At 63.7% G+C, this 18475-nt stretch carries 17 protein-coding genes; 10 read left to right on the forward strand and 7 right to left on the reverse strand.

Annotated features, from left to right (window positions below):
• Positions 1 to 50: 50 nt before the first annotated feature.
• From AB5Y70_RS07310 to norV, 3 genes are read right to left on the reverse strand one after another with little or no spacing between them, the layout of a single operon-like run.
• Positions 51 to 392 carry a DUF1971 domain-containing protein gene (locus tag AB5Y70_RS07310; RefSeq protein WP_049636368.1) on the reverse strand — a complete coding sequence of 114 codons (342 nt, stop codon included), beginning with the start codon at positions 390 to 392 and terminating at the stop codon, positions 51 to 53.
• Positions 393 to 443: 51 nt separating this feature from the next.
• Positions 444 to 1610 (reverse strand): NADH:flavorubredoxin reductase NorW, encoded by a 1167-nt coding sequence (gene norW, locus AB5Y70_RS07315; protein WP_049636367.1) that lies wholly within the window; start codon positions 1608 to 1610, stop codon positions 444 to 446.
• Positions 1607 to 3091, reverse strand: coding sequence for an anaerobic nitric oxide reductase flavorubredoxin (gene norV / locus AB5Y70_RS07320; protein ID WP_049636366.1), 1485 nt, complete (start codon positions 3089 to 3091; stop codon positions 1607 to 1609). The genes norW and norV overlap by 4 nt, the downstream gene beginning before the upstream one ends.
• A 169-nt stretch (positions 3092 to 3260) precedes the next feature.
• On the opposite strand from norV, the gene norR reads away from it, so the two are divergent.
• Positions 3261 to 4787 (forward strand): nitric oxide reductase transcriptional regulator NorR, encoded by a 1527-nt coding sequence (gene norR / locus AB5Y70_RS07325; protein ID WP_049636365.1) that lies wholly within the window; start codon positions 3261 to 3263, stop codon positions 4785 to 4787.
• Positions 4788 to 4869: 82 nt separating this feature from the next.
• Here norR and AB5Y70_RS07330 read toward each other — a convergent pair whose 3' ends face one another.
• The gene (locus tag AB5Y70_RS07330; RefSeq protein WP_010672385.1) at positions 4870 to 5874 is read right to left on the reverse strand and encodes a substrate-binding domain-containing protein; all 1005 of its coding nucleotides are present in this window, start codon (positions 5872 to 5874) and stop codon (positions 4870 to 4872) included.
• Between the two features lie 435 nt (positions 5875 to 6309).
• Here AB5Y70_RS07330 and AB5Y70_RS07335 point away from each other — a divergent pair, with 435 nt between their 5' ends.
• The 6 genes from AB5Y70_RS07335 (at position 6310) to AB5Y70_RS07360 (ending at position 12185) form a co-directional block, all read left to right on the forward strand.
• Positions 6310 to 7431 carry a branched-chain amino acid ABC transporter substrate-binding protein gene (locus AB5Y70_RS07335; protein WP_039041003.1) on the forward strand — a complete coding sequence of 374 codons (1122 nt, stop codon included), beginning with the start codon at positions 6310 to 6312 and terminating at the stop codon, positions 7429 to 7431.
• A gap of 66 nt (positions 7432 to 7497) precedes the next feature.
• A complete protein-coding gene (gene livH / locus AB5Y70_RS07340; protein ID WP_010672383.1) occupies positions 7498 to 8424 on the forward strand; it encodes a high-affinity branched-chain amino acid ABC transporter permease LivH in 927 nt (308 codons plus the stop codon).
• Between the two features lie 82 nt (positions 8425 to 8506).
• The gene (locus AB5Y70_RS07345) at positions 8507 to 9775 is read left to right on the forward strand and encodes a high-affinity branched-chain amino acid ABC transporter permease LivM (RefSeq protein WP_039041002.1); all 1269 of its coding nucleotides are present in this window, start codon (positions 8507 to 8509) and stop codon (positions 9773 to 9775) included.
• Positions 9772 to 10545, forward strand: coding sequence for a high-affinity branched-chain amino acid ABC transporter ATP-binding protein LivG (gene livG, locus AB5Y70_RS07350; protein ID WP_010672381.1), 774 nt, complete (start codon positions 9772 to 9774; stop codon positions 10543 to 10545). Before AB5Y70_RS07345 ends, livG begins: the two co-directional genes overlap by 4 nt.
• Positions 10546 to 10555: 10 nt before the next feature.
• A complete protein-coding gene (locus tag AB5Y70_RS07355; protein ID WP_010672380.1) occupies positions 10556 to 11257 on the forward strand; it encodes an ABC transporter ATP-binding protein in 702 nt (233 codons plus the stop codon).
• A gap of 82 nt (positions 11258 to 11339) precedes the next feature.
• On the forward strand, positions 11340 to 12185 hold the full coding sequence (locus AB5Y70_RS07360; protein WP_049636364.1) for an AraC family transcriptional regulator: 846 nt from the start codon (positions 11340 to 11342) through the stop codon (positions 12183 to 12185).
• On the opposite strand, the gene AB5Y70_RS07365 is transcribed toward AB5Y70_RS07360, so the two are convergent.
• Positions 12164 to 12757, reverse strand: a complete 594-nt coding sequence (locus AB5Y70_RS07365; RefSeq protein ID WP_010672378.1) for a LysE family translocator — start codon at positions 12755 to 12757, stop codon at positions 12164 to 12166. The genes AB5Y70_RS07360 and AB5Y70_RS07365 overlap by 22 nt on opposite strands.
• A gap of 163 nt (positions 12758 to 12920) precedes the next feature.
• On the opposite strand from AB5Y70_RS07365, the gene glpE reads away from it, so the two are divergent.
• Entirely contained in the window at positions 12921 to 13244 is a 324-nt protein-coding gene (glpE, locus tag AB5Y70_RS07370; protein ID WP_005307320.1) for a thiosulfate sulfurtransferase GlpE, read from the forward strand.
• 29 nt (positions 13245 to 13273) lie between these two features.
• A complete protein-coding gene (gene glpG, locus AB5Y70_RS07375) occupies positions 13274 to 14107 on the forward strand; it encodes a rhomboid family intramembrane serine protease GlpG (RefSeq protein ID WP_049636383.1) in 834 nt (277 codons plus the stop codon).
• Positions 14108 to 14515: 408 nt separating this feature from the next.
• Here the strand turns inward: glpG and AB5Y70_RS07380 are convergent, their stop codons facing one another.
• Entirely contained in the window at positions 14516 to 16933 is a 2418-nt protein-coding gene (locus AB5Y70_RS07380; RefSeq protein ID WP_042864705.1) for a VolA/Pla-1 family phospholipase, read from the reverse strand.
• A 301-nt stretch (positions 16934 to 17234) separates the two neighbouring features.
• Here AB5Y70_RS07380 and AB5Y70_RS07385 point away from each other — a divergent pair, with 301 nt between their 5' ends.
• Positions 17235 to 17492 carry an accessory factor UbiK family protein gene (locus AB5Y70_RS07385; protein WP_010672374.1) on the forward strand — a complete coding sequence of 86 codons (258 nt, stop codon included), beginning with the start codon at positions 17235 to 17237 and terminating at the stop codon, positions 17490 to 17492.
• A gap of 139 nt (positions 17493 to 17631) precedes the next feature.
• Here the strand turns inward: AB5Y70_RS07385 and fre are convergent, their stop codons facing one another.
• Complete coding sequence (gene fre, locus AB5Y70_RS07390; RefSeq protein WP_010672373.1) at positions 17632 to 18330, reverse strand: NAD(P)H-flavin reductase; 699 nt, start codon at positions 18328 to 18330, stop codon at positions 17632 to 17634.
• Positions 18331 to 18475 lie beyond the last annotated feature (145 nt).

Raw genomic sequence — 18475 nt, forward strand, 5'->3', positions numbered from 1 at the left:
CATAGGCACAGGGGGAGATTCGGGCCAGTGCCCCTGCCCGCGATTGAGCCTTATGCCTTGCGGCTGTGGAACAGCGGCTGGTCGGATTCGGCCTGCTCGGCCCAGAAGTGGATGTTGAAGCGGGCATCCTCCGACAACTCGACCCTGTGCCAGTATCGAGGCGGGCTGGTGGCAAACTCCCCGGCCCGGATCACCAGGCTCACCTCAGGCTCTTCGGCCTGCTCATCGGCAAAGCCGTGATAGGTGACGGTGCCCTCCATCACGCAGAGCTGGCCGAACACCCCGGCCGCGGTGTTGTGATGGGTGAGCAGGGCCTGGGGCACATTCTCGCGGGTAAAGAAGGGAGTGGAGCGGCGCACCACCCAGTGAGACGGGATCAGTTGCATGGCCATATCGGTTCTCCTCGAGTGGCCGGGTCGACCCGGCCGGTGCAATGAAAGGGGTTAACGGGGCAGCTGACGCAGCAGCGGGAAGGCGGCGCTCATCTGATCTCCACCCACCACGAAGCCGCACAGATCGCCTGCTTGGTCGCGGGCCTCGGCCACCATGCCGTGGCTGTTCCAGCGGCACTGCCAGGCGAGATCCTCGCCCCGGGTGCGACCGGCCAGTTGCAGCGGGTAGCGCGGCGTCTTCACCTTCACCAGCATGGGCGGCAGGGTCAGCGGGGTCGGTGTGCCGAGCAGGGTGCGCGCCAGCGCATTGGCCCCCAGCACGATGGGTTGCAGGAAGGGGAGCAACTGACCTTGCCACTGCACGCAATCCCCCAGGGCGAAGATGTGGGGATCGCTGGTCTGCAGCCGATCATCGACCAGGATGCCGCGCTCCACTGCCAGCCCGGCCCCCCGGGCCAGGGCCAGATTCGGCCGCAGGCCGATCGCGGCGATCACCAGATCCTGCTCGCTGACGCGCCCGTCACTCAGGGTGACGCGCCAGCCATCCCCCGGCTGGGCATCTATCCTGGCGAGACCTGTCCCGAACTGCAGGCTGACCCCCTGGCTGCGCAGCGCCTGTTGCAGCGGCTGGGTCAGAGTGGCGGGCAGCAGGGCGCTTAAGGGGCTGTCGGCCAGATCCACCAGCGTCACCTCTTTTCCTGCGCTCGCCATGTCCATCGCCAGCTCGCAGCCGATGAGCCCCGCCCCCAGCACCAGGATGCGGCGGGCCTGGCGCAGTTGCGCCTCGATGGCGGCGAACTCCTGCTGGCTGTTGAGGGTGACCAGGGATTCGCTGCCCGGCAGATCGGGGCGCGCCGCGCTCGCCCCGGTGGCCAGCACCAGCTGGCCGTAGGGGAATTCCCCTCGTTCGGTCAGCACCAACCGCCGGGCAGGGTCGATGCCATGCACCGGGCAGTGGGGCAGCAGCGCGATGCGCTGCTGCTCGGCAAAATCGCTGCCGCTCTGGCGGGTCATAGCCGCGGCAGGGCAGCCCCGACTCACCACGTGGCTCAAGTCGGGCTTGTTGTACTCGTCACCGCTGTCGGCGGTGATGAGGCGGATGGGCTGCTCGGCATCCAGCTTGCGCAGGCTCTTGACCAGCTGCTGGGCAGCGAAGCCGCTGCCGATCACCACTATCTCCCGGCTGATGCCAGCGTCAGTTTGAATTGCCGCGCTCATACACAGGCCTCCACGGAGCAGGGTTCGAATACCTCCTTGCCGATGCCGCAGCCGGGGCAAAGGAAACTGTCCGGCACCTGGGCCCAGGGGGTGCCCGGCGCCACCAGCTGATCCGGCTCGCCCTGGGCCGGGTCATAGACCCACTGGCAGACGGTGCAGAGCATGGCCTGGTCATCGTCCCATTCGGCGGCGGCCGCTGCGGCTTGCGGCTCAACAGCAGGCATCGCGGGGACGGGCGTCACGGTTACCTGGGTTGTGGTGATCGGGCGGGGTGCGTCCAGCGGGTGCAACGCCCACTGACGGGCGAGCTGGCGGCCATGCTCGCGGCATTCGGCCAGCGCCGAACCATCCGGGCGCCACTTGGCCTTGAGGGAGATGCTGATGTCAAAGCCTGCGTCCATCAATCGGGTCTGGATCCGGTCCACCGCACCGCCGGTCCAGCCGTAGCTGCCGAAGGCCGAGGCACGCTTGTTGCGAAAACGCAGACCGGTGATCTCCTCGAGCATGCCCGCCACCTTGGGCATCATGACGTTGTTCATGGTGGAGGAGCCCACCAGTATCCCCTTGGAGCGGAACACCTGGGTCAGGATCTCGTTCTTGTCGTGGCGGGCCACGTTGTAGATCTTCACCGCCACGCCCGGGTCCACCTCGTGGATGCCCTGGGCGATGGCGTCGGCCATCATGCGGGTGTTGTTGGACATGGAGTCGTAGAACAAGGTGATGCGGTCTTCCTGATAGTGGTCGGCCCACTCCAGGTATTTCAGGATGATCTGGGTGGGGTCCTCGCGCCAGACGATGCCGTGGGAGGTGGCCACCATGCTCACTGGCAGGTTGAAGCCCAGCACCTCCTTGATCTTGGCGGTCACCAGGGGGCTGAAGGGGGTGAGGATGTTGGCGTAGTAGCGCTGGCACTGCTCCATCAGCTCGCTCTGATCCACCTCGTCGTTGAACAGGTGTTCGTCGCAGTAGTGCTGGCCGAAGGCGTCGTTGGAGAAGAGCACCGCGTCCTCGGTCATGTAGGTCATCATGCTGTCGGGCCAGTGCAGCATGGGGGTCTCGATGAACACCAGCTGCTTGCCGTTGCCGATGTCCAGGCTGTCACCGGTCTTTACCGGGTGGAAGTTCCACTCCGGGTGGTGATGATGGCCGGTGATGGAGTCGATGGCGTTGTGGGTGCAGTAGATGGGGGTGCCGGGAATGCGGGTCATCAGCTCGGTCAGGGCGCCGGCGTGATCCTCCTCGGCGTGGTTGATCACCACGTAGTCGATGGCGGCGAGATCGATCTCGGCCGCCAGGTTCTGCACGAACTCCCGGCTGAACTTGTGATCGACGGTGTCGATCAGCACGTTTTTCCCTTCGCGGATGAGGTAGCTGTTGTAGCTGGTGCCCTTGTGGGTCTTGTACTCGGTGCCGTGGAAGTCGCGTACCTCCCAGTCCCGTTGGCCGACCCAGTGGATGTTGTTCTTGACGTGAATGCTCATCAGGAGTTCCTCGAATGCAATAGTGTATGTTCGACTGAACCAGCTATTGCAGCGGACGTGCCAAATTGTAAACCATTGTTTTTAATGGCTTCGCATATCACTCGTTGTCATTAAGACACCACACCTTTATAGTCAAAATCACAAACATACTGTCATTTGGACAATTATCGTGATCTCGACCGACAGCCTGGCGCGCATCGCCCTCGACCTGCAACTCGGCATCTCCCATCAGGACCGCTTCCACCGCCTGATCCAGAGCGTGCGCAGCCTGCTGAACTCGGATGCCTCGGCCCTGCTGCGCTACGAGGGGGGCCAGTTCATCCCGCTGGCCATCGACGGCCTGATGCAGGACGTGCTGGGGCGCCGCTTCGCCGTCAAGGATCACCCGCGCCTCGAGGCCATCGCCCGCGCCGGGGATGTGGTGCGCTTCCCTGCCGACAGCGCCCTGCCCGACCCCTATGACGGCCTGCTGCCGGATCACGACGACTTCAAGGTACACGCCTGCGTCGGCCTGCCGCTCTTCTCGGATCAGGCGCTGATCGGCGCCCTGACCATAGACGGCATGAACCCGACCCAGTTCGACGGCATCAGCGACGAGGAGCTGCGGCTGGTGGGGGCTCTGGCCGCCGCCGCCCTCGACAACGCCCTGCTGCTGGAGCGGCTCGCCCGCCAGAGCAGCGAACCCCTCGCTCCCTCCACCCAGAATGGGCCGGGCCAGCCCGAGATGATTGGCCGCTCCCCCGCCATGGCCCGGTTGCGCCACGAGATAGACGTGGTGGCAAGCTCCGAGCTGAATGTGCTGATTTTGGGGGAGACCGGGGTCGGCAAGGAGCTGATCGCCAAGGCGGTGCATGGCGGCTCGCCCCGCGCCCATGCCCCCCTGGTCTACCTCAACTGCGCCGCCCTGCCCGAATCCGTGGCCGAGAGCGAGCTGTTCGGCCACGTGAAGGGGGCCTTCACCGGCGCCATCCACAATCGGGCGGGCAAGTTCGAGCTCGCGGACAAGGGCACTCTGTTTCTCGACGAGATAGGGGAGCTCTCCCTGGCGCTGCAGGCCAAGCTGCTGCGGGTGCTGCAATACGGCGATCTGCAGCGGATCGGTGACGACACCCCGCTCAAGGTGAATGTGCGCATCCTGGCGGCCACCAACCGGGATCTGAAACAGGCGGTGGTCGAGGGGCAGTTTCGGGCCGACCTCTACCACCGGCTGAGCGTCTTCCCGATCCACGCCCCGGCACTGCGGGAACGTCCGGGCGACATTCCCCTGCTGGCCGGTTACTTTTGCGAGCGCTGCCGGCTCGGCCTGGGGCTGGAGCAGCTGCGTATCCAGCCACAGGCGCTGCAACTGCTCGAGCGCCACGACTGGCCCGGCAACGTGCGGGAGCTGGAGCACGCCATCCACCGCGCCGCCGTGCTGGCCAGGGCCGAACAGGGCAGCCCCTCGCCGACCCTGAAACCCCACCACTTCAACCTGGGACCGACGGGCTCATCCCTTCCCGCCGACACCGTCAGCCAGCCCGCCTCTCCGGCCATTGCCGGCCTGGGCCTGCGCGCCGCCACCGATCTGTTCCAGCGCCAGCTCATCGAGCAGACCCTGACGGCCCATGACGGCAACTGGGCCGCCACCGCCCGGGCGCTGGATCTGGACGGCGGCAACCTGCACCGCCTCGCCAGGCGGCTCGGCCTCAAGGCCTGACGCCCCAGATACGAGAGGGGCCCAAAAACAGAAACCCCCTCGCTGGCGAGGGGGTTTCTTGTTCATGGCACCCGTGGCGCCGTCAGCGCAGGGACTTGACCGAGCGGCGGACAATGAGCTCGGGCTGCACCGTCATGGACTCCACTTCCAGCTCCTTGTTGCGGATCCGGCTCACCAGTTGCTGCACCGCCAGCAGACCGAGCTCGGCCTTGGGGTGGCGGATGGTGGTGAGCGGCGGGCTGGAGAAGCGCGCCATCTCCACGTCGTCATAGCCGATCATGGAGATATCGTCCGGCACCTTGACCCCGGCCTCCCAGGCGGCGCAGATGGCACCGATGGCCATGGGATCGTCGAAGGCAAAGACCGCGGTCGGGCGAGGGGTGAGGGCCAGGATGCGCTGCATGGCATCGAAGCCGCTCTGGCTCTCGTAGTCCCCTTCGAAGATCTGCTCTTCTTTCAGGGTCATCCCCTGTTCAGCCAAGGCATCGCGCACCCCGTCCAGCCGTTGCTGGGTAGTCGGCTTGGCGAGATGGCCGGTGATGCAGACGATGTTGGTGTGGCCCTGCTCCAGCAGATGACGCACCGCCAGACGCGCGCCGATGCGGGCGTTGTCGTTGATCACGTTGGCGAAATCGCACTCGTTGCCCCAGTCCAGCACCACTTGCGGCACGTTTTTGTGGATACGCAGCATGTCCCTGAACTGGGTGTCGATATCGGTCCCCAGCACCAGCAGACCGTCGACCCGCTTCTCCATCAGCATGCGCAGATAGTGCTGCTGGCGTGGCGGCTGGTTCTCGGTGTTGCACAGGATCAGGCTGTAACCCTGCTCGAAGCAGTAGGCTTCCACCCCCTGTACCACTTCCGCGAAGAAGGGGTTGGCACTGGTGGTCACCAGCATGCCAATGGTCTTGGTCGAATTGATCTTGAGACTGCGCGCCACCGAGTTGGGCGCGTAGTTCAGCTCTGCCACCGCCTCAAGCACTTTCTGGGTTGCGTCTTCGCTGACCCGACGGGTGTGATTGAGTACATGTGAGACGGTGGAGATGGATACGCCTGCGCGCGAGGCGACATCCTTGATAGTTGCCATCTCTGTCTCCTGAATAACAAAGGCGGAACAGTAGCAGATTTCCCGAATAAAGGCTTGGTTTTAACGGGCGCTGCCAGTGAATTATCAATGCTGGCTAATCTATGCGGTCATTTCTTTTTGCGCAAACGGATTTTGGTCAAAATGAGAGCGGACGCAGAATGAAATATCGTCAGTTTTTTACTCTGGAAATTGTCACCATGACAATTTGTTATCTGTATGTTGCACCATCGCGGCGACATTAAACTCCAATAAACAGCAATAAACTGCGTGTTAGTTTCACAAAACCCCTCTCGCGCCTGCTCCGGTTAGTATCTTTAACATCTTGTTATTGCCCGGCGAGGAATGATAGAACCTTATCTATCGCCGGGCTGGCGGGACACAGGCTCGGAATGACGTGCATAAAATGAAACAATTCACTGATTAAGGGACGAATCAATGCATAACTTCAGCAAAATGGCAGTCAGAGCAGCGGTTTCTTTGGCTCTGTTTGGATCAGTTTCCATGGCCAATGCGGCCGACACCATCAAGATCGGCATCGCCGGCCCCCTGACCGGCCCGGTCGCCCAGTACGGTGACATGCAGTTCACCGGCGGCAAGATGGCGGTCGAGCAGATCAACAAGGCGGGCGGCATCAAGGGCAAGCAGATCGAAGCCGTCATCTATGACGATGCCTGCGATCCCAAGCAGGCCGTGGCCATCGCCAACAAGGTGATCAACGACGGCGTCAAGTTCGTGGTCGGCCACCTCTGCTCCGACAACACCCTGCCCGCCTCCGACATCTATGAAGATGAAGGGGTCCTGATGGTCACCCCCGCCTCCACCAACCCCAAGATCACCGAGCGCGGTTACCAGCTGACCCTGCGTACCATCGGTCTGGACAGCGACCAGGGCCCGACCGCTGCCAAGTACATCATCGAGCAGGTCAAACCCCAGCGCGTGGCCGTCATCCACGACAAGAAACAGTACGGTGAAGGCATCGCCTCCAGCGTGAAAGCCGCGCTGGACAAGGCCGGCGTCAAGGTCGTTGCCTATGAGGGCATCACCGCAGGCGACAAGGACTTCTCCGCCCTGATCGCCAAGCTGCAGAAAGAGAACGTCGACTTCGTCTACTACGGCGGCTACCACCCCGAGCTGGGTCTGATCCTGCGCCAGGCTGGCGAGAAGGGTCTGAAGGCCAAGTTCATGGGTCCGGAAGGCGTGGGCAACAAGGACATCTCCGCCATCGGCGGCCCGGCTTCCGAAGGCCTGCTGGTGACCCTGCCAAACAAATATGACTTGGTGCCGGCCAACGCCCCCATCGTAGAAGCGTTCAAGGCCAAGGGTCAGGACTCCTCCGGTCCGTTCGTGTGGACCACCTACGCCGCCATGCAGGCCCTGGCGGCCGGTATCGCCAAGGCGGGCGAGGATGATCCGGCTGCCGTCGCTGCCGCCATCAAGGCCGCACCGATCGACACCGTGATGGGCCCCCTGACCTGGGCACCGAACGGTGACCTGAAAGGCTTCGAATTCGGTGTCTTCCAGTGGCACGCCGACGGTACCTCCACTCAACTCAAATAATCTGCCGGTCGGGGTGACGTGAGTCACCCCTCCTTTCTTTGCGGGCAAGTACACAGGGAACGCGGTATGTCCGAACACCTTCTTTATCTGGTTCAGCAGTTGCTGAACGGATTGACCATAGGCAGCACCTATGCGTTGATCGCCATCGGCTACACCATGGTCTACGGCATCATCGGCATGATCAACTTCGCCCACGGCGAGGTCTACATGATCGGCTCCTATGTCGCCTTCATGGTGATGGCCGGGCTCATGATGATGGGCATCGACAGCACCGTGCTGCTGCTGGGGGGCGCCTTCCTGGTCAGCATCATCATCACCGGCAGCTATGGCTGGTCCATAGAACGGGTGGCCTATCGTCCACTGCGGGGCGGCAACCGCCTGATCCCCCTCATCTCAGCCATCGGCATGTCGATCTTCCTGCAGAACATGATGCGGATGGCCCAGGGCTCGCGTGACATCGCCATGCCCACTCTGATCTCCGGGGGCTGGACCCTCGGCGGCGAGGATGGCTTCCAGGCCAGCCTCTCCTACATGCAGCTCATCATCTTCGTGGTGACCTTCGTCACCATGCTGGCGTTGACCCAGTTCATCGGCCGCTCCCGCATGGGGCGTGCCTGCCGAGCCTGTTCCGAAGACATCAAGATGGCCAACCTGTTAGGGATAGACACCCACGTGGTCATCTCCATCACCTTCGTGCTGGGGGCCGCCCTGGCCGCCGTCGCGGGGGTGCTGCTCGGCATGTACTACGGTGTCATCAACCCCTATCTCGGCTTCATGGCGGGCTTGAAGGCCTTCACCGCCGCGGTATTGGGCGGCATCGGCAGCATTCCCGGCGCCGTGCTGGGCGGCCTGCTGCTCGGCGTGGTGGAAGCGCTCACCGCGGGCTATCTCAGCACCGAGTACAAGGATGTGATGGCGTTCGCCCTGCTCATCTTCGTGTTGCTCTTCATGCCCACCGGCATCCTGGGTCGTCCGGAGGTCGAGAAGGTATGAAAAACCAATCTATGCATGCCCTCGTGCTGCTGTTCATGACCATCACTGGCATTCTCGGCCGTCCGGAAGTGGAGAAAGTCTGATGAAACGTCAATTTATCCATGCCTGCATCGCCAGCCTGGTGCTGCTGGTGCTCTCCTTCTGGCTGCTCGGCTTCAAGCTGGAGACCGATGGCTCCCGCCTGCTGGTGGTGAGCCGCCTCGATGTATCGCTGGCCTGGCTGCTGGGGGGCGCCACCATCGTCTTCTGGTTCCAGATGCTGCGCGGCCAGATAAGCCGGCTGTTCCAGGCCTCCATCAGCGGCTTCTCCGTCGGCTTCACCAAGCTGGTGCTGCCAAGCCCCGAAGAGGCCCCCAAGCTCTATAACCTCACCGCCGTGCTGGTGCTGCTGTTTGCGGTGAGCTGGCCCTTCATGGCCTCTCGCGGCGCCATCGATCTGGCCACCCTCACCCTGATTTACATCATGCTGGGGCTGGGACTGAACGTGGTGGTGGGCCTCGCCGGTCTGCTCGACCTCGGCTACGTCGGCTTCTATGCGGTCGGCGCCTACAGCTACGCCCTGCTCAACACCTACTTCGGTCTGAGCTTCTGGGAGTGTCTGCCCATCGCCGGTCTGCTGGCGGCCACCTTCGGCTTCCTGCTCGGGTTCCCGGTGCTGCGGCTGCGGGGGGACTACCTGGCCATCGTCACCCTGGGCTTTGGCGAGATCATCCGCATCCTGCTCAACAACATGACCACCCTGACCGGCGGTCCGAACGGGATCTCCGGCATTCCGAAACCGACCCTGGGGGGGCTCGAGTTCAACCGCACCGTCAAGGATGGGGGCTTTGGCACCTTCCACGACTTCTTCGGCATCGCCTACAACGCCAACCACAAGGTGATCTTCCTCTACCTGATGGCCCTGGTGCTGGTAGTGGCGACCCTGTTCGTCATCAACCGCCTGCTGCGCATGCCGCTCGGCCGTGCCTGGGAGGCGCTGCGGGAAGACGAGATCGCTTGCAAGTCCCTGGGGCTCAACCCCACCATCATCAAGCTGACCGCCTTCACCATAGGCGCCTGCTTCGCGGGTTTTGCCGGCAGCTTCTTCGCCTCGCGCCAGGGCTTCATCAGCCCGGAATCCTTCGTCTTCATCGAGTCGGCCATCGTCCTTGCGATTGTGGTGCTGGGAGGCATGGGATCCCAGATCGGGGTCGTGCTGGCGGCCATCGTGATGACGGTGCTGCCGGAGCTCGCCCGCGAGTTCAACGAATATCGCATGCTGATGTTCGGTCTCTTGATGGTATTCATGATGATCTGGCGGCCGCAGGGACTGCTGCCCATGAGTCGACCCCATATGGAGCTGCGTAAATGAGCAACAATCAACCATTGTTGGATGTCTCAGATCTGTCGATGCGCTTTGGCGGCCTGCTCGCAGTCAACGGCGTCAAGCTGGATGTGGAAAAGGGGGAGGTGATCTCCATCATCGGCCCCAACGGGGCGGGCAAGACCACCATCTTCAACTGCCTGACCGGCTTCTATCGCCCGAGTGGCGGTGTCATTCGCTACAAGGGTGAGGAGATCCAGGGGTTGCCCGGCCACCTCATCGCCCGCAAGGGCATAGTGCGGACTTTCCAGCACGTGCGCCTGTTCAAGGAGATGACGGCGGTGGAAAACCTGCTGGTGGCCCAGCACAGGCATCTCAATACCGGCTTCATCGCCGGCCTGTTCAAGACCCCCTCCTTCCGCCGCGCCGAGAAAGAGGGGCTGGAGCAGTCCGCCTTCTGGCTGGAGAAGGTGGGCCTCAAGGATCTCGCCAACCGCGCCGCGGGCAACCTGGCTTACGGCCAGCAGCGCCGCCTCGAGATCGCCCGCTGCATGGCGACCCGGCCCGAACTGCTGATGCTCGATGAACCGGCCGCAGGTCTCAATCCCAAGGAGACCGACGAGCTCAACGAGCTCATCTCCAACCTGCGAGACGAGTTCGGGGTCTCGGTGCTGCTGATCGAGCACGATATGAAGCTGGTGATGGAGATCTCCAACCGCATCTTCGTGGTCAACCAGGGCACCCCGCTGGCCCACGGCAAACCGGACGAAATCCGCAGCAATCCGGCGGTGATCAAGGCCTATCTGGGCGAGTCGTAAGGACAAAAAGATGTTAGAACTTCGCAACGTATCGACCCACTACGGCAAAATTCAGGCGCTGCACGACGTCAGCGTCGAGGTGAAAGAGGGGGAAATCGTCACCCTGATCGGCGCCAACGGCGCCGGCAAGACCACTCTGCTGATGACCCTGTGTGGCGAGCCCAAGCCCAGCAGCGGTTCCATCTGGTTCGAGGGGGAGCAGATAGACTCTCTCACCACCGCCCGCATCATGCGCAAGGACATCGCCGTGGTGCCGGAGGGGCGCCGCATCTTCGCCCGCCTCACGGTGGAGGAGAACCTGCTGATGGGGGCCTTCTTCGTCGACAAGGCGGAGCAGCGCGGCCTGCTGGATCAGATATTTACCTTGTTCCCCCGCCTGCACGAGCGGCTGGAGCAGCGGGCAGGCACCATGTCCGGCGGCGAGCAGCAGATGCTGGCCATCGGCCGCGCCCTGATGAGCAAGCCGCGCCTGCTGCTGCTGGATGAACCCTCCCTGGGACTCGCGCCCATCGTCATCCAGCAGATCTTCGACACCATAGAGCAACTGCGCCAGAAGGGGATGACCATCTTCCTGGTGGAGCAGAACGCGAACCAGGCGCTCAAGCTGGCGGATCGCGGCTATGTGCTGGAGAACGGCCGGGTGGTGCTGCAAGACACGGGAGAGGCCCTGCTGGCCAACCCCGCCGTCCGCCAGGCCTATCTCGGCGGCTGAGGATGCAGCAACCATCGTCACCCTTCCCCTGCCGCGCTCCCCGAGCCCGGCAGGGGAACAGCCCCCCGCCGAGGAGCACATTGTGAGCCGTGCGCGGGCGACGCAGGATCAGCACCACTTCTGGCACGATCCCGCCCTGCCCTTCATCGAGGCGCGGGCGGTGCAGGATGGCCGGCGCGTCTGCTATGACAAGCACAGCCACCCCCACTTCTCCATCGGTGCCATCACCGGCGGCCACAGCCACTACCTCAACCAGCGCAGCCTGCAAGAGGTCGGCCGCGGCAGCCTGGTGCTGATGAACCCGGAAGAGGTGCACGCCTGCAATCCCGTCGCTGACCAGCCCTGGTCCTATCTGATGTTCTACATCGACAACCTCTGGTTGCAGCGCCAGCAGGAGGAGGCCGGGCTCGGCAACGCGTTTCGCCCCTTCGACATGACCGCAAGCCGGGATCCCCTGCTCTACCAGGGGCTCTGCCGGCTTCATCGGCAACTGGTGGCGGAGCCGGATCCCCTGGCTCGCGAAGTGGCCTGCCACCTCTTCAGCCGCCAGCTTCTGGCCAGGCTCACCCCGGCCAAGTGGGATGACCGCCCTCCCCGGCACCTGCAGCAAGCCGCCGAGCTGATGCAGGACGAGAGTGCCTGCGCCCTCACCCTGGCACAGCTGAGTGCGGTGGCCGGGCTTACCCCTTCCTACTTCGTGCGTACCTTCAGCCGCCACTACGGCATGACGCCCCACGCCTACCTGCTCGATCAGCGCATTCGCCACGCCCGCACCCTGCTGCGCCAGGGGCAGCCCCTGGCGGAAGTGGCCCTTGCCAGCGGTTTTGCCGATCAGGCCCACTTCCAGCGCCAGTTCAAACGCCGGGTGGCCGCCACCCCGGGCCAGTACAGAGCGCAGCTCGCCCCTCAGGACGAGCGCACCAGATAGGCGGCGCTGAGCAGCAGCAAGAGCGCCATGGCCCGATTGAACCAGCGCAACCGGCGGGGAGAGACCAGCCACCCCTGCAATCGGCTGCCCGCATAGGCCCAGCAGGCGATGGAGCCGAGGCAGATCACCAGATAGATGCCGGTAAAGAGGGCGATCTGGCTCATGCCGCCCGCGATCCCATAGGCTCCCATCCCCATGCTGGCGGCGAGCCAGGCCTTGGGATTGAGCCACTGCATCAAGGCCCCGTACCAGAAAGCGGGGGGTACGCCCTCCACTTCCTCCACCTCGCCGCTGTCCACCAGCAACTGCCAGGCCATCCAGCCGAGAAAGAGCACGCCGCCCCAGTGAATGGCCCCCAGCGCCACAGGCCAGCGGGACAGGGCGCCGCCAAGACCCAGCCCCATCAGCAGGAGCAGCAGGATGAAGCCGAGGGTGGCCCCCACCACGTGGCGCAGGCTGGCCGTGAAACCGTACCGGGCGCCGGTGCCAAGGGCGACCAGATTGACCGGCCCCGGGGAGATGGACATGGCCAGGGCAAACCCGGCCATGGATAACAGCAGACTGAATTCCATGGATGATGCTCGTTCAATTGAGGGAAGCCCGAGCCTACCCGGCCCGGGCGGCCCGATATTGAAGAAAATTGCGATCCCCTGGATGCCGCCCCCATTGCACACTTAGCGCAAACCGCCGCTTGCGGTAAACTGCCCTTCAACCCTCCATTTTCAGGACATCTCAATGGACCAGTTTGCCCATATCAGCGCCCATGATGCCCACCAGAAGCTGAGCGCAGGCGAAGCCCGTCTCGTGGACATTCGCGATCCCCAATCCTTCGAGACGGCCCACGCGGTCGGCGCCTTCCACCTCACCAACGGCACCCTGGTTCGCTTTATGAACGAGGTGGACTTCGATACCCCCGTCATCGTGATGTGCTATCACGGCAACAGCAGCCAGGGGGCGGCCCAGTACCTGCTGCAACAGGGCTATGACGAGGTCTATAGCCTGGATGGCGGTTTCGAGGCCTGGCGCAGGGAGTTCCCCATCCAGGCGGGGGACGCATGACAGAGGCGGGTCGCTCCTCCTCGACCGGCATGATCCAACTGCTGGTGCTGGGCGACGCCCGCATGGCCCAGGCGCTGGTGGATTATCTCGCTACCCTGGGCATTCCGTGCGAGCTGACCCAGTCCGAGCTCGGCGTCTCGGTCTGGCTGGCGGACGAACGGCGCCTCGCCCAGGCCCAGCAGGAGGTCAAACGCTTCCTGAGCGAACCCAATCATCCCCGCTACATGGAGGCCTCCTGGCAATCCGGCCATGCCGATGCCCGGATCGACTACAGCAAGGGGATGACGGATCCGGTCACCGACTTCCTCCACCAGGCGGGCCCTCTGACCCTGGTGGTCATCATCGCCTGCCTGGCCATCTACGCTCTGGATGCCATCGGCCTGCCCATCTTCGACGAGCTCGCCTTCCACCCCACCCTGGCCCAGTTCACCGACTGGCAGGCCTGGCGCTACGTCACTCCGGCCTTCATCCACTTCTCGGTGCTGCACCTGGTGTTCAACCTGTTGTGGTGGTGGTATCTCGGTGGTCAGATCGAGCAGCGCCTTGGCAGCGGCAAGCTGTTCATCCTGCTCATCGTCGGGGCTGCCCTGCCCAATATCGCCGAGTTCTTTGCCAGCGGCCCGCGCTTTGGCGGCCTCTCCGGGGTGGTCTATGCCCTGCTCGGCTACAGCTGGCTGCGAACCAGGCTGCAACCGGATTGCGGCCTCGCCATGCCGCCAGCCCTGATGGGCTTCATGCTGGTCTGGCTGGTGCTCGGCTTCCTGGACATGCTCGGCACCCCCACCGCCAACATGGCCCATTTGGTCGGCCTGCTGGTCGGTCTTGCCCAAGGCTGGCTGGACAGGCACCACAGGCCGGGGTGAGGCCTGGTTGCCGGCAACTGCTCGGCAACCAAAGCGACCACCAACATAGCTCACCTGGCGGGCCTGCTGGTCGGCCTTGCCCAAGGCTGGCTGGACAGACACCACAGGCCGGGGTGACGCCTGGTTCCGGCAACGGCTCGGCAACCATAGCGACCACCAACATAGCTCACCGGCGGGCCTGCTGGTCGGCCTTGCCCAGGGCTGGCTGGACAGACACCACAGGCCGGGGTGAGGCCTGGTTGCCGGCAACGGCTCGGCAACCAAAGCGACCACCAACATGGCTCACCTGGCGGGCCTGCTGATCGGTCTTGCCCAAGGCTGGCTGGACAGGCGCCACAGGCCAGCCTGAGCCGATTTGCCATAAAAAAACGCCGCCCCAAGGGGCGGCGTTTTTATTGGTCGGCCGGCTTACTGCTTGAGCAGGCTGCCGTCGGTCACCTTGACCGCGGTACCGCCGCTTGCGAAGAAGCTGCCGAACTGGGTCTGCATCTCGGTGGTGACGGCGCCGGTCGGATCGAAGTTCTCGTCCGGTGCCAGCAGCGAGCTGTGACCCCCGGCCACGAAGCGGGCCGCTCTGTGGTTGGCGGCGCCGGTGGCGGTCAGCGGTTGCAGGGCCAGGACCTTGAACAGCGGCTCTGTGCCACCCAGGGGGGCGGTGGCGATGCTGTTCGGGATCACTCGATCCGACAGGCTCAGGGCGCCGTCGCCGACGATTTCGGTGGCAAACAGCGGGAAGTCCGCCGCGATACCGCTCCCCAGGTTGATGGGGTCTGCCGAATCCAGCACCGACTGCGCCGCGAAGCTGTAGCTCTGCAGGGTGCTGGCCGCCGTGGCCTGGGTGGCCGCATCCTGGCTCGGCAGGAACTCGTTGACGAAGCAGGTCGGCACCGCCGTCTTGCAGTTCGGGGCGTAGGCGGTGAAGGCTGCCTTCAGGGCCGCACTGCCAGCGGTCAGCACGCTCATCTGGATGGTCGGGCCGAAAGTCGGCGAGTTCAGCAACAGCGGCGCTATGCCGCCACCCGGCATGGCCAGGCCGCCAGTGTCGAACTTGAACAGGGCGTCTGCCGTCGGGTTGCCAACAGACTGGTTGGCCACCGCCAGCAGGTTGGCCCCCGCGATGGCACCCAGAGAGTGACCCAGGAAGTGTACCTTGAGGCTGCCAGCAGTGCCGATAGCCCCCTTGGCATTTGCCAGCCCCACCGCCAGACGCAGGCCCAGCAGATCCGCCACGCTCTGTTTCAGGTTGTCGCGGGCCACGGTCAGGTAGCTCAGGTTCAGGTAGGGGGTCGGGTTGTCGGAGGTGGTCACCGAGTCCATGCTGCCGGTCAGGGCGAAGCCGCGTTCACCGTGCAACGGATGATCGATCACCACCACGGCCACGTTCTTGCTCGCCTGGGCACCGGCACCAATCTGGCCAAGGGCCAGGGCGTAGGCGTTCTCCTTCACGGAGGTGACGCCGTGCTGATAGATGATCACGTCGGTGATGTTCGCCAGCGGTGCGGCGGCGAAGATCCGCATCGGGACGGACTGCACCTCTTCCAATGCCGGCAGCGGGTTGAAGCGCCCGATATTCATCTCGGGATCCAGCGCCTTGCCGCCGGAGGTGAGGGTCACCCCGATCAACTTGCTCGCCTCCGCCAGCAGCTCGGCCTGGCGGCTCGGATCGGCGATGAGTTCGCCCAGCAGGGCCGGATCCACACCCGCCCCCACCAGGCCGCCGATCACTTCGGCATCCTGGGCCTTCAGGGCGTTCGCGATGGCGTAGAGGCTGGGGATGGCACCGTGCCAGGACTGGGTCTTCGCCTTGTCCCAGGAGCCGGCGGTGGCCGGGGAGGAGAGGAAGTAGGGCAGCTTGACGGTGCCGCTGTAGACGGTGGTGCCCAAGGCCAGATTGTGGAGTGGAGTGCCGTCACCAAAAGCGGCGGCAATCGCATCCTTCTGCTCCTGGGGCAGGAAGTTCTCGGCGTCCAGCTGGGTCAGGAAGGGGCTGCCGCCGCTCACCGACAGGGTATAGGTGCCAGGCAGGCTGGTATTGCCCAGGGCGTCCTGCTTCCACAGAGCGGCGGCGTCCAGGGTCGGGCTCTTGAGCACGGATGCGGCCGCCCCTTTCACCGCCACCAGCACGTCGGCGCCGGACTGGGTACCGAACCAGTCGGAGAAGATCACGTGATCGCTGGTGATGCCGGTGGCAGCCTTGAACAGCCCTTCCTGCAGCGCAATCAGGCCGCTGATGGTCTGCTCCTGGGCGTTGCTGCCGGTGCTGGTCTTGTAGTTGCTGTAGTCGCTCCCCGGTCGCAGGGGGGCACCCGTGCTGTCTTTGAGGGTATCGGTCGCCACTATCATGTAGTAGGAAGAGGGGTTGAGCGGCTTGAGCGGCACCAGATTCAGCTTGCCGGTCGTCTCAGCCACCACGAAGTCCACTCCGTAGGTCAGCACCTTTTTCACGCCGCTCGGACGCAGGGCCGCACTGTCAAACTCCAGCTCCATCAGGTAGAGGGGTGCCACGGAGGCTGCGAATTCAGCAGCGGCCGGCGCCTTGACCTGGATGCCGGAGGCCGTCACCGGCACTATCTGGATCGCCTGGGTAGTCGACCAGCCATCCAGGGTGGAGAGGGCGGACACCGGGTTGGAGAGATCCGCCGTTTCCGTGGAGAATTTCAGGGTACCGTCGGTCGCACGGGCTGCCAGGGCGCTGGGTCGGACTGCATTGGAGCCGCTCAGCAGATAATCGAGATAGCTTGAGGTATCGCCTGTGTTGTCGTCACTGCCACCACAACCGCTCAGCAGCGCACTGACGACGGCCGCGTAAATTAGCTTTTTCTTCATATCCTTATCTCTTTTATGTTGTTATCCATGATGAGCCTGACGGGGTAGGGTTCAAACCCGACCGAATCATATTAACAGCAACGCAACAATTAATAAGCCTCTGGTCAGTCATCTGATCTGATTTTTTTGTGTACACCATCAAGGAATTGGAATTGATTCCCGGTGTCACAGGGTAGCAGCCAGGGTGCATCAACCAGACCCGACCAGAGCCCGATGGGATCCATGGCGCAAAAAGCCGCCCCGATCTCGGCAAAGGGGACGATTTGTCGGTAGAATGGCGCCATTGCTTAAGGAGACCCCCATGATCGACCCGAAAAAACTGGAAGAGATCGCCAAACAGATACACAACGCCCTGCCCCCCGGCATTCGCAGCATGGGTGAAGAGGTGGAGAAAAAGACCCGTCAGGTCTTGCAGGCCCAGCTCAACAAGCTGGATCTGGTGAGCCGCGAGGAGTTCGACGTGCAGACCAAGGTGCTGCTGCGCACCCGGGAGAAGCTGACCGCCCTCGAGGCCAAGCTGGCCCAGCTCGAGCAGCAGCTCGCTGCCAAGGGCGAATGATCCGGCGTGACCCGCCGTAGATAGCACAAACCCCAGCCAGGCTGGGGTTTGTCGTTTTTATGGGGACAACGAGTTTCTCATCCCCCCTTCTCTCGCAAGACGATAAGGGGGCAGATCGACGCTCTGCGGTTGGCCGTGGTCAGATAAACTCGTAGGCATCGCCGAAGATGCGCTCGGGCTCGGCGCCCAGCACCTTGAACTCTTCCCGCGCGGCACCGGCCATCTCGAAGCGGCCCGCCACATAGATGTCGTAGTCATGCAGGCTGACGAAGTCATCCATGATGGCCTTGTGCACCAGCCCGGTCCTGCCGGTCCAGTCGCTCTCGGGCTCCTGCACCACGGGAATGAAGGTCAGCGGCGCATAGTCGCGCTCCCACTGCTGCATCTGCTCCAGCTCGTAGAGCCAGTGCGCCTGGCGTACCCCCCAGTAGAGGAACACCGGACGCTTGCTGCCGCTGCCGATCAGGTATTCCAGGATGGCGCGGGCATAGGAGAAGCCGGTGCCTCCCGCCATCAGGATCAGCGGTCGGGGGGATTCGTCGCGCAGGAACGCCTTGCCGGCGGCCAGCTCGACCTCGATCTCTCCCTGCTCGCGCATGCGGGCCAGCACCTGACCGGCATAGGCATTCTCGGGAGTGGCACCGATCTGCAGCTCCAGCACGCCGGAGCGGGTCGGCGAGTTGGCGATGGAGAAGGGGCGCTTGTCCGAATCGCTCATCACCACCAGCAGATACTGGCCCGGCTTGAAGCTCACCTCCTGCTGCGGCGCCAGCGCCACGTGCCAGATGGTGTCGACATATTCGCGCAGTTCCTCTACGCGGCACTTGATACGTTGCATTCTTGTCCTTGTGAGGGGCCTGCCCGGCCCGCTTCGCTCATGGTTTCACTGTTTTTATGGCGACCAGTTGGTGGTCAGGTCCGTCGAGCATACCCAATTCGGCACGGCAATACCGCACTTTTGCGTCACAATGGCCGCGCCGCAT

This window comes from Aeromonas sp. s1(2024), from assembly GCF_040908005.1.
GTDB classification, from domain to species: domain Bacteria; phylum Pseudomonadota; class Gammaproteobacteria; order Enterobacterales; family Aeromonadaceae; genus Aeromonas; species Aeromonas caviae.

What these genes read in the sequence shown, in the direction of transcription:
- AB5Y70_RS07310 (WP_049636368.1), bottom strand. Translation starts at nt 392, where the DNA reads ATGGCCATGCAACTGATCCCGTCTCACTGGGTGGTGCGCCGCTCCACT.
- norW (WP_049636367.1), bottom strand. Translation starts at nt 1,610, where the DNA reads ATGAGCGCGGCAATTCAAACTGACGCTGGCATCAGCCGGGAGATAGTG.
- norV (WP_049636366.1), bottom strand. Translation starts at nt 3,091, where the DNA reads ATGAGCATTCACGTCAAGAACAACATCCACTGGGTCGGCCAACGGGAC.
- AB5Y70_RS07330 (WP_010672385.1), bottom strand. Translation starts at nt 5,874, where the DNA reads ATGGCAACTATCAAGGATGTCGCCTCGCGCGCAGGCGTATCCATCTCC.
- AB5Y70_RS07335 (WP_039041003.1), top strand. Translation starts at nt 6,310, where the DNA reads ATGCATAACTTCAGCAAAATGGCAGTCAGAGCAGCGGTTTCTTTGGCT.
- livH (WP_010672383.1), top strand. Translation starts at nt 7,498, where the DNA reads ATGTCCGAACACCTTCTTTATCTGGTTCAGCAGTTGCTGAACGGATTG.
- AB5Y70_RS07345 (WP_039041002.1), top strand. Translation starts at nt 8,507, where the DNA reads ATGAAACGTCAATTTATCCATGCCTGCATCGCCAGCCTGGTGCTGCTG.
- livG (WP_010672381.1), top strand. Translation starts at nt 9,772, where the DNA reads ATGAGCAACAATCAACCATTGTTGGATGTCTCAGATCTGTCGATGCGC.
- AB5Y70_RS07355 (WP_010672380.1), top strand. Translation starts at nt 10,556, where the DNA reads ATGTTAGAACTTCGCAACGTATCGACCCACTACGGCAAAATTCAGGCG.
- AB5Y70_RS07365 (WP_010672378.1), bottom strand. Translation starts at nt 12,757, where the DNA reads ATGGAATTCAGTCTGCTGTTATCCATGGCCGGGTTTGCCCTGGCCATG.
- glpE (WP_005307320.1), top strand. Translation starts at nt 12,921, where the DNA reads ATGGACCAGTTTGCCCATATCAGCGCCCATGATGCCCACCAGAAGCTG.
- glpG (WP_049636383.1), top strand. Translation starts at nt 13,274, where the DNA reads ATGATCCAACTGCTGGTGCTGGGCGACGCCCGCATGGCCCAGGCGCTG.
- AB5Y70_RS07380 (WP_042864705.1), bottom strand. Translation starts at nt 16,933, where the DNA reads ATGAAGAAAAAGCTAATTTACGCGGCCGTCGTCAGTGCGCTGCTGAGC.
- AB5Y70_RS07385 (WP_010672374.1), top strand. Translation starts at nt 17,235, where the DNA reads ATGATCGACCCGAAAAAACTGGAAGAGATCGCCAAACAGATACACAAC.
- fre (WP_010672373.1), bottom strand. Translation starts at nt 18,330, where the DNA reads ATGCAACGTATCAAGTGCCGCGTAGAGGAACTGCGCGAATATGTCGAC.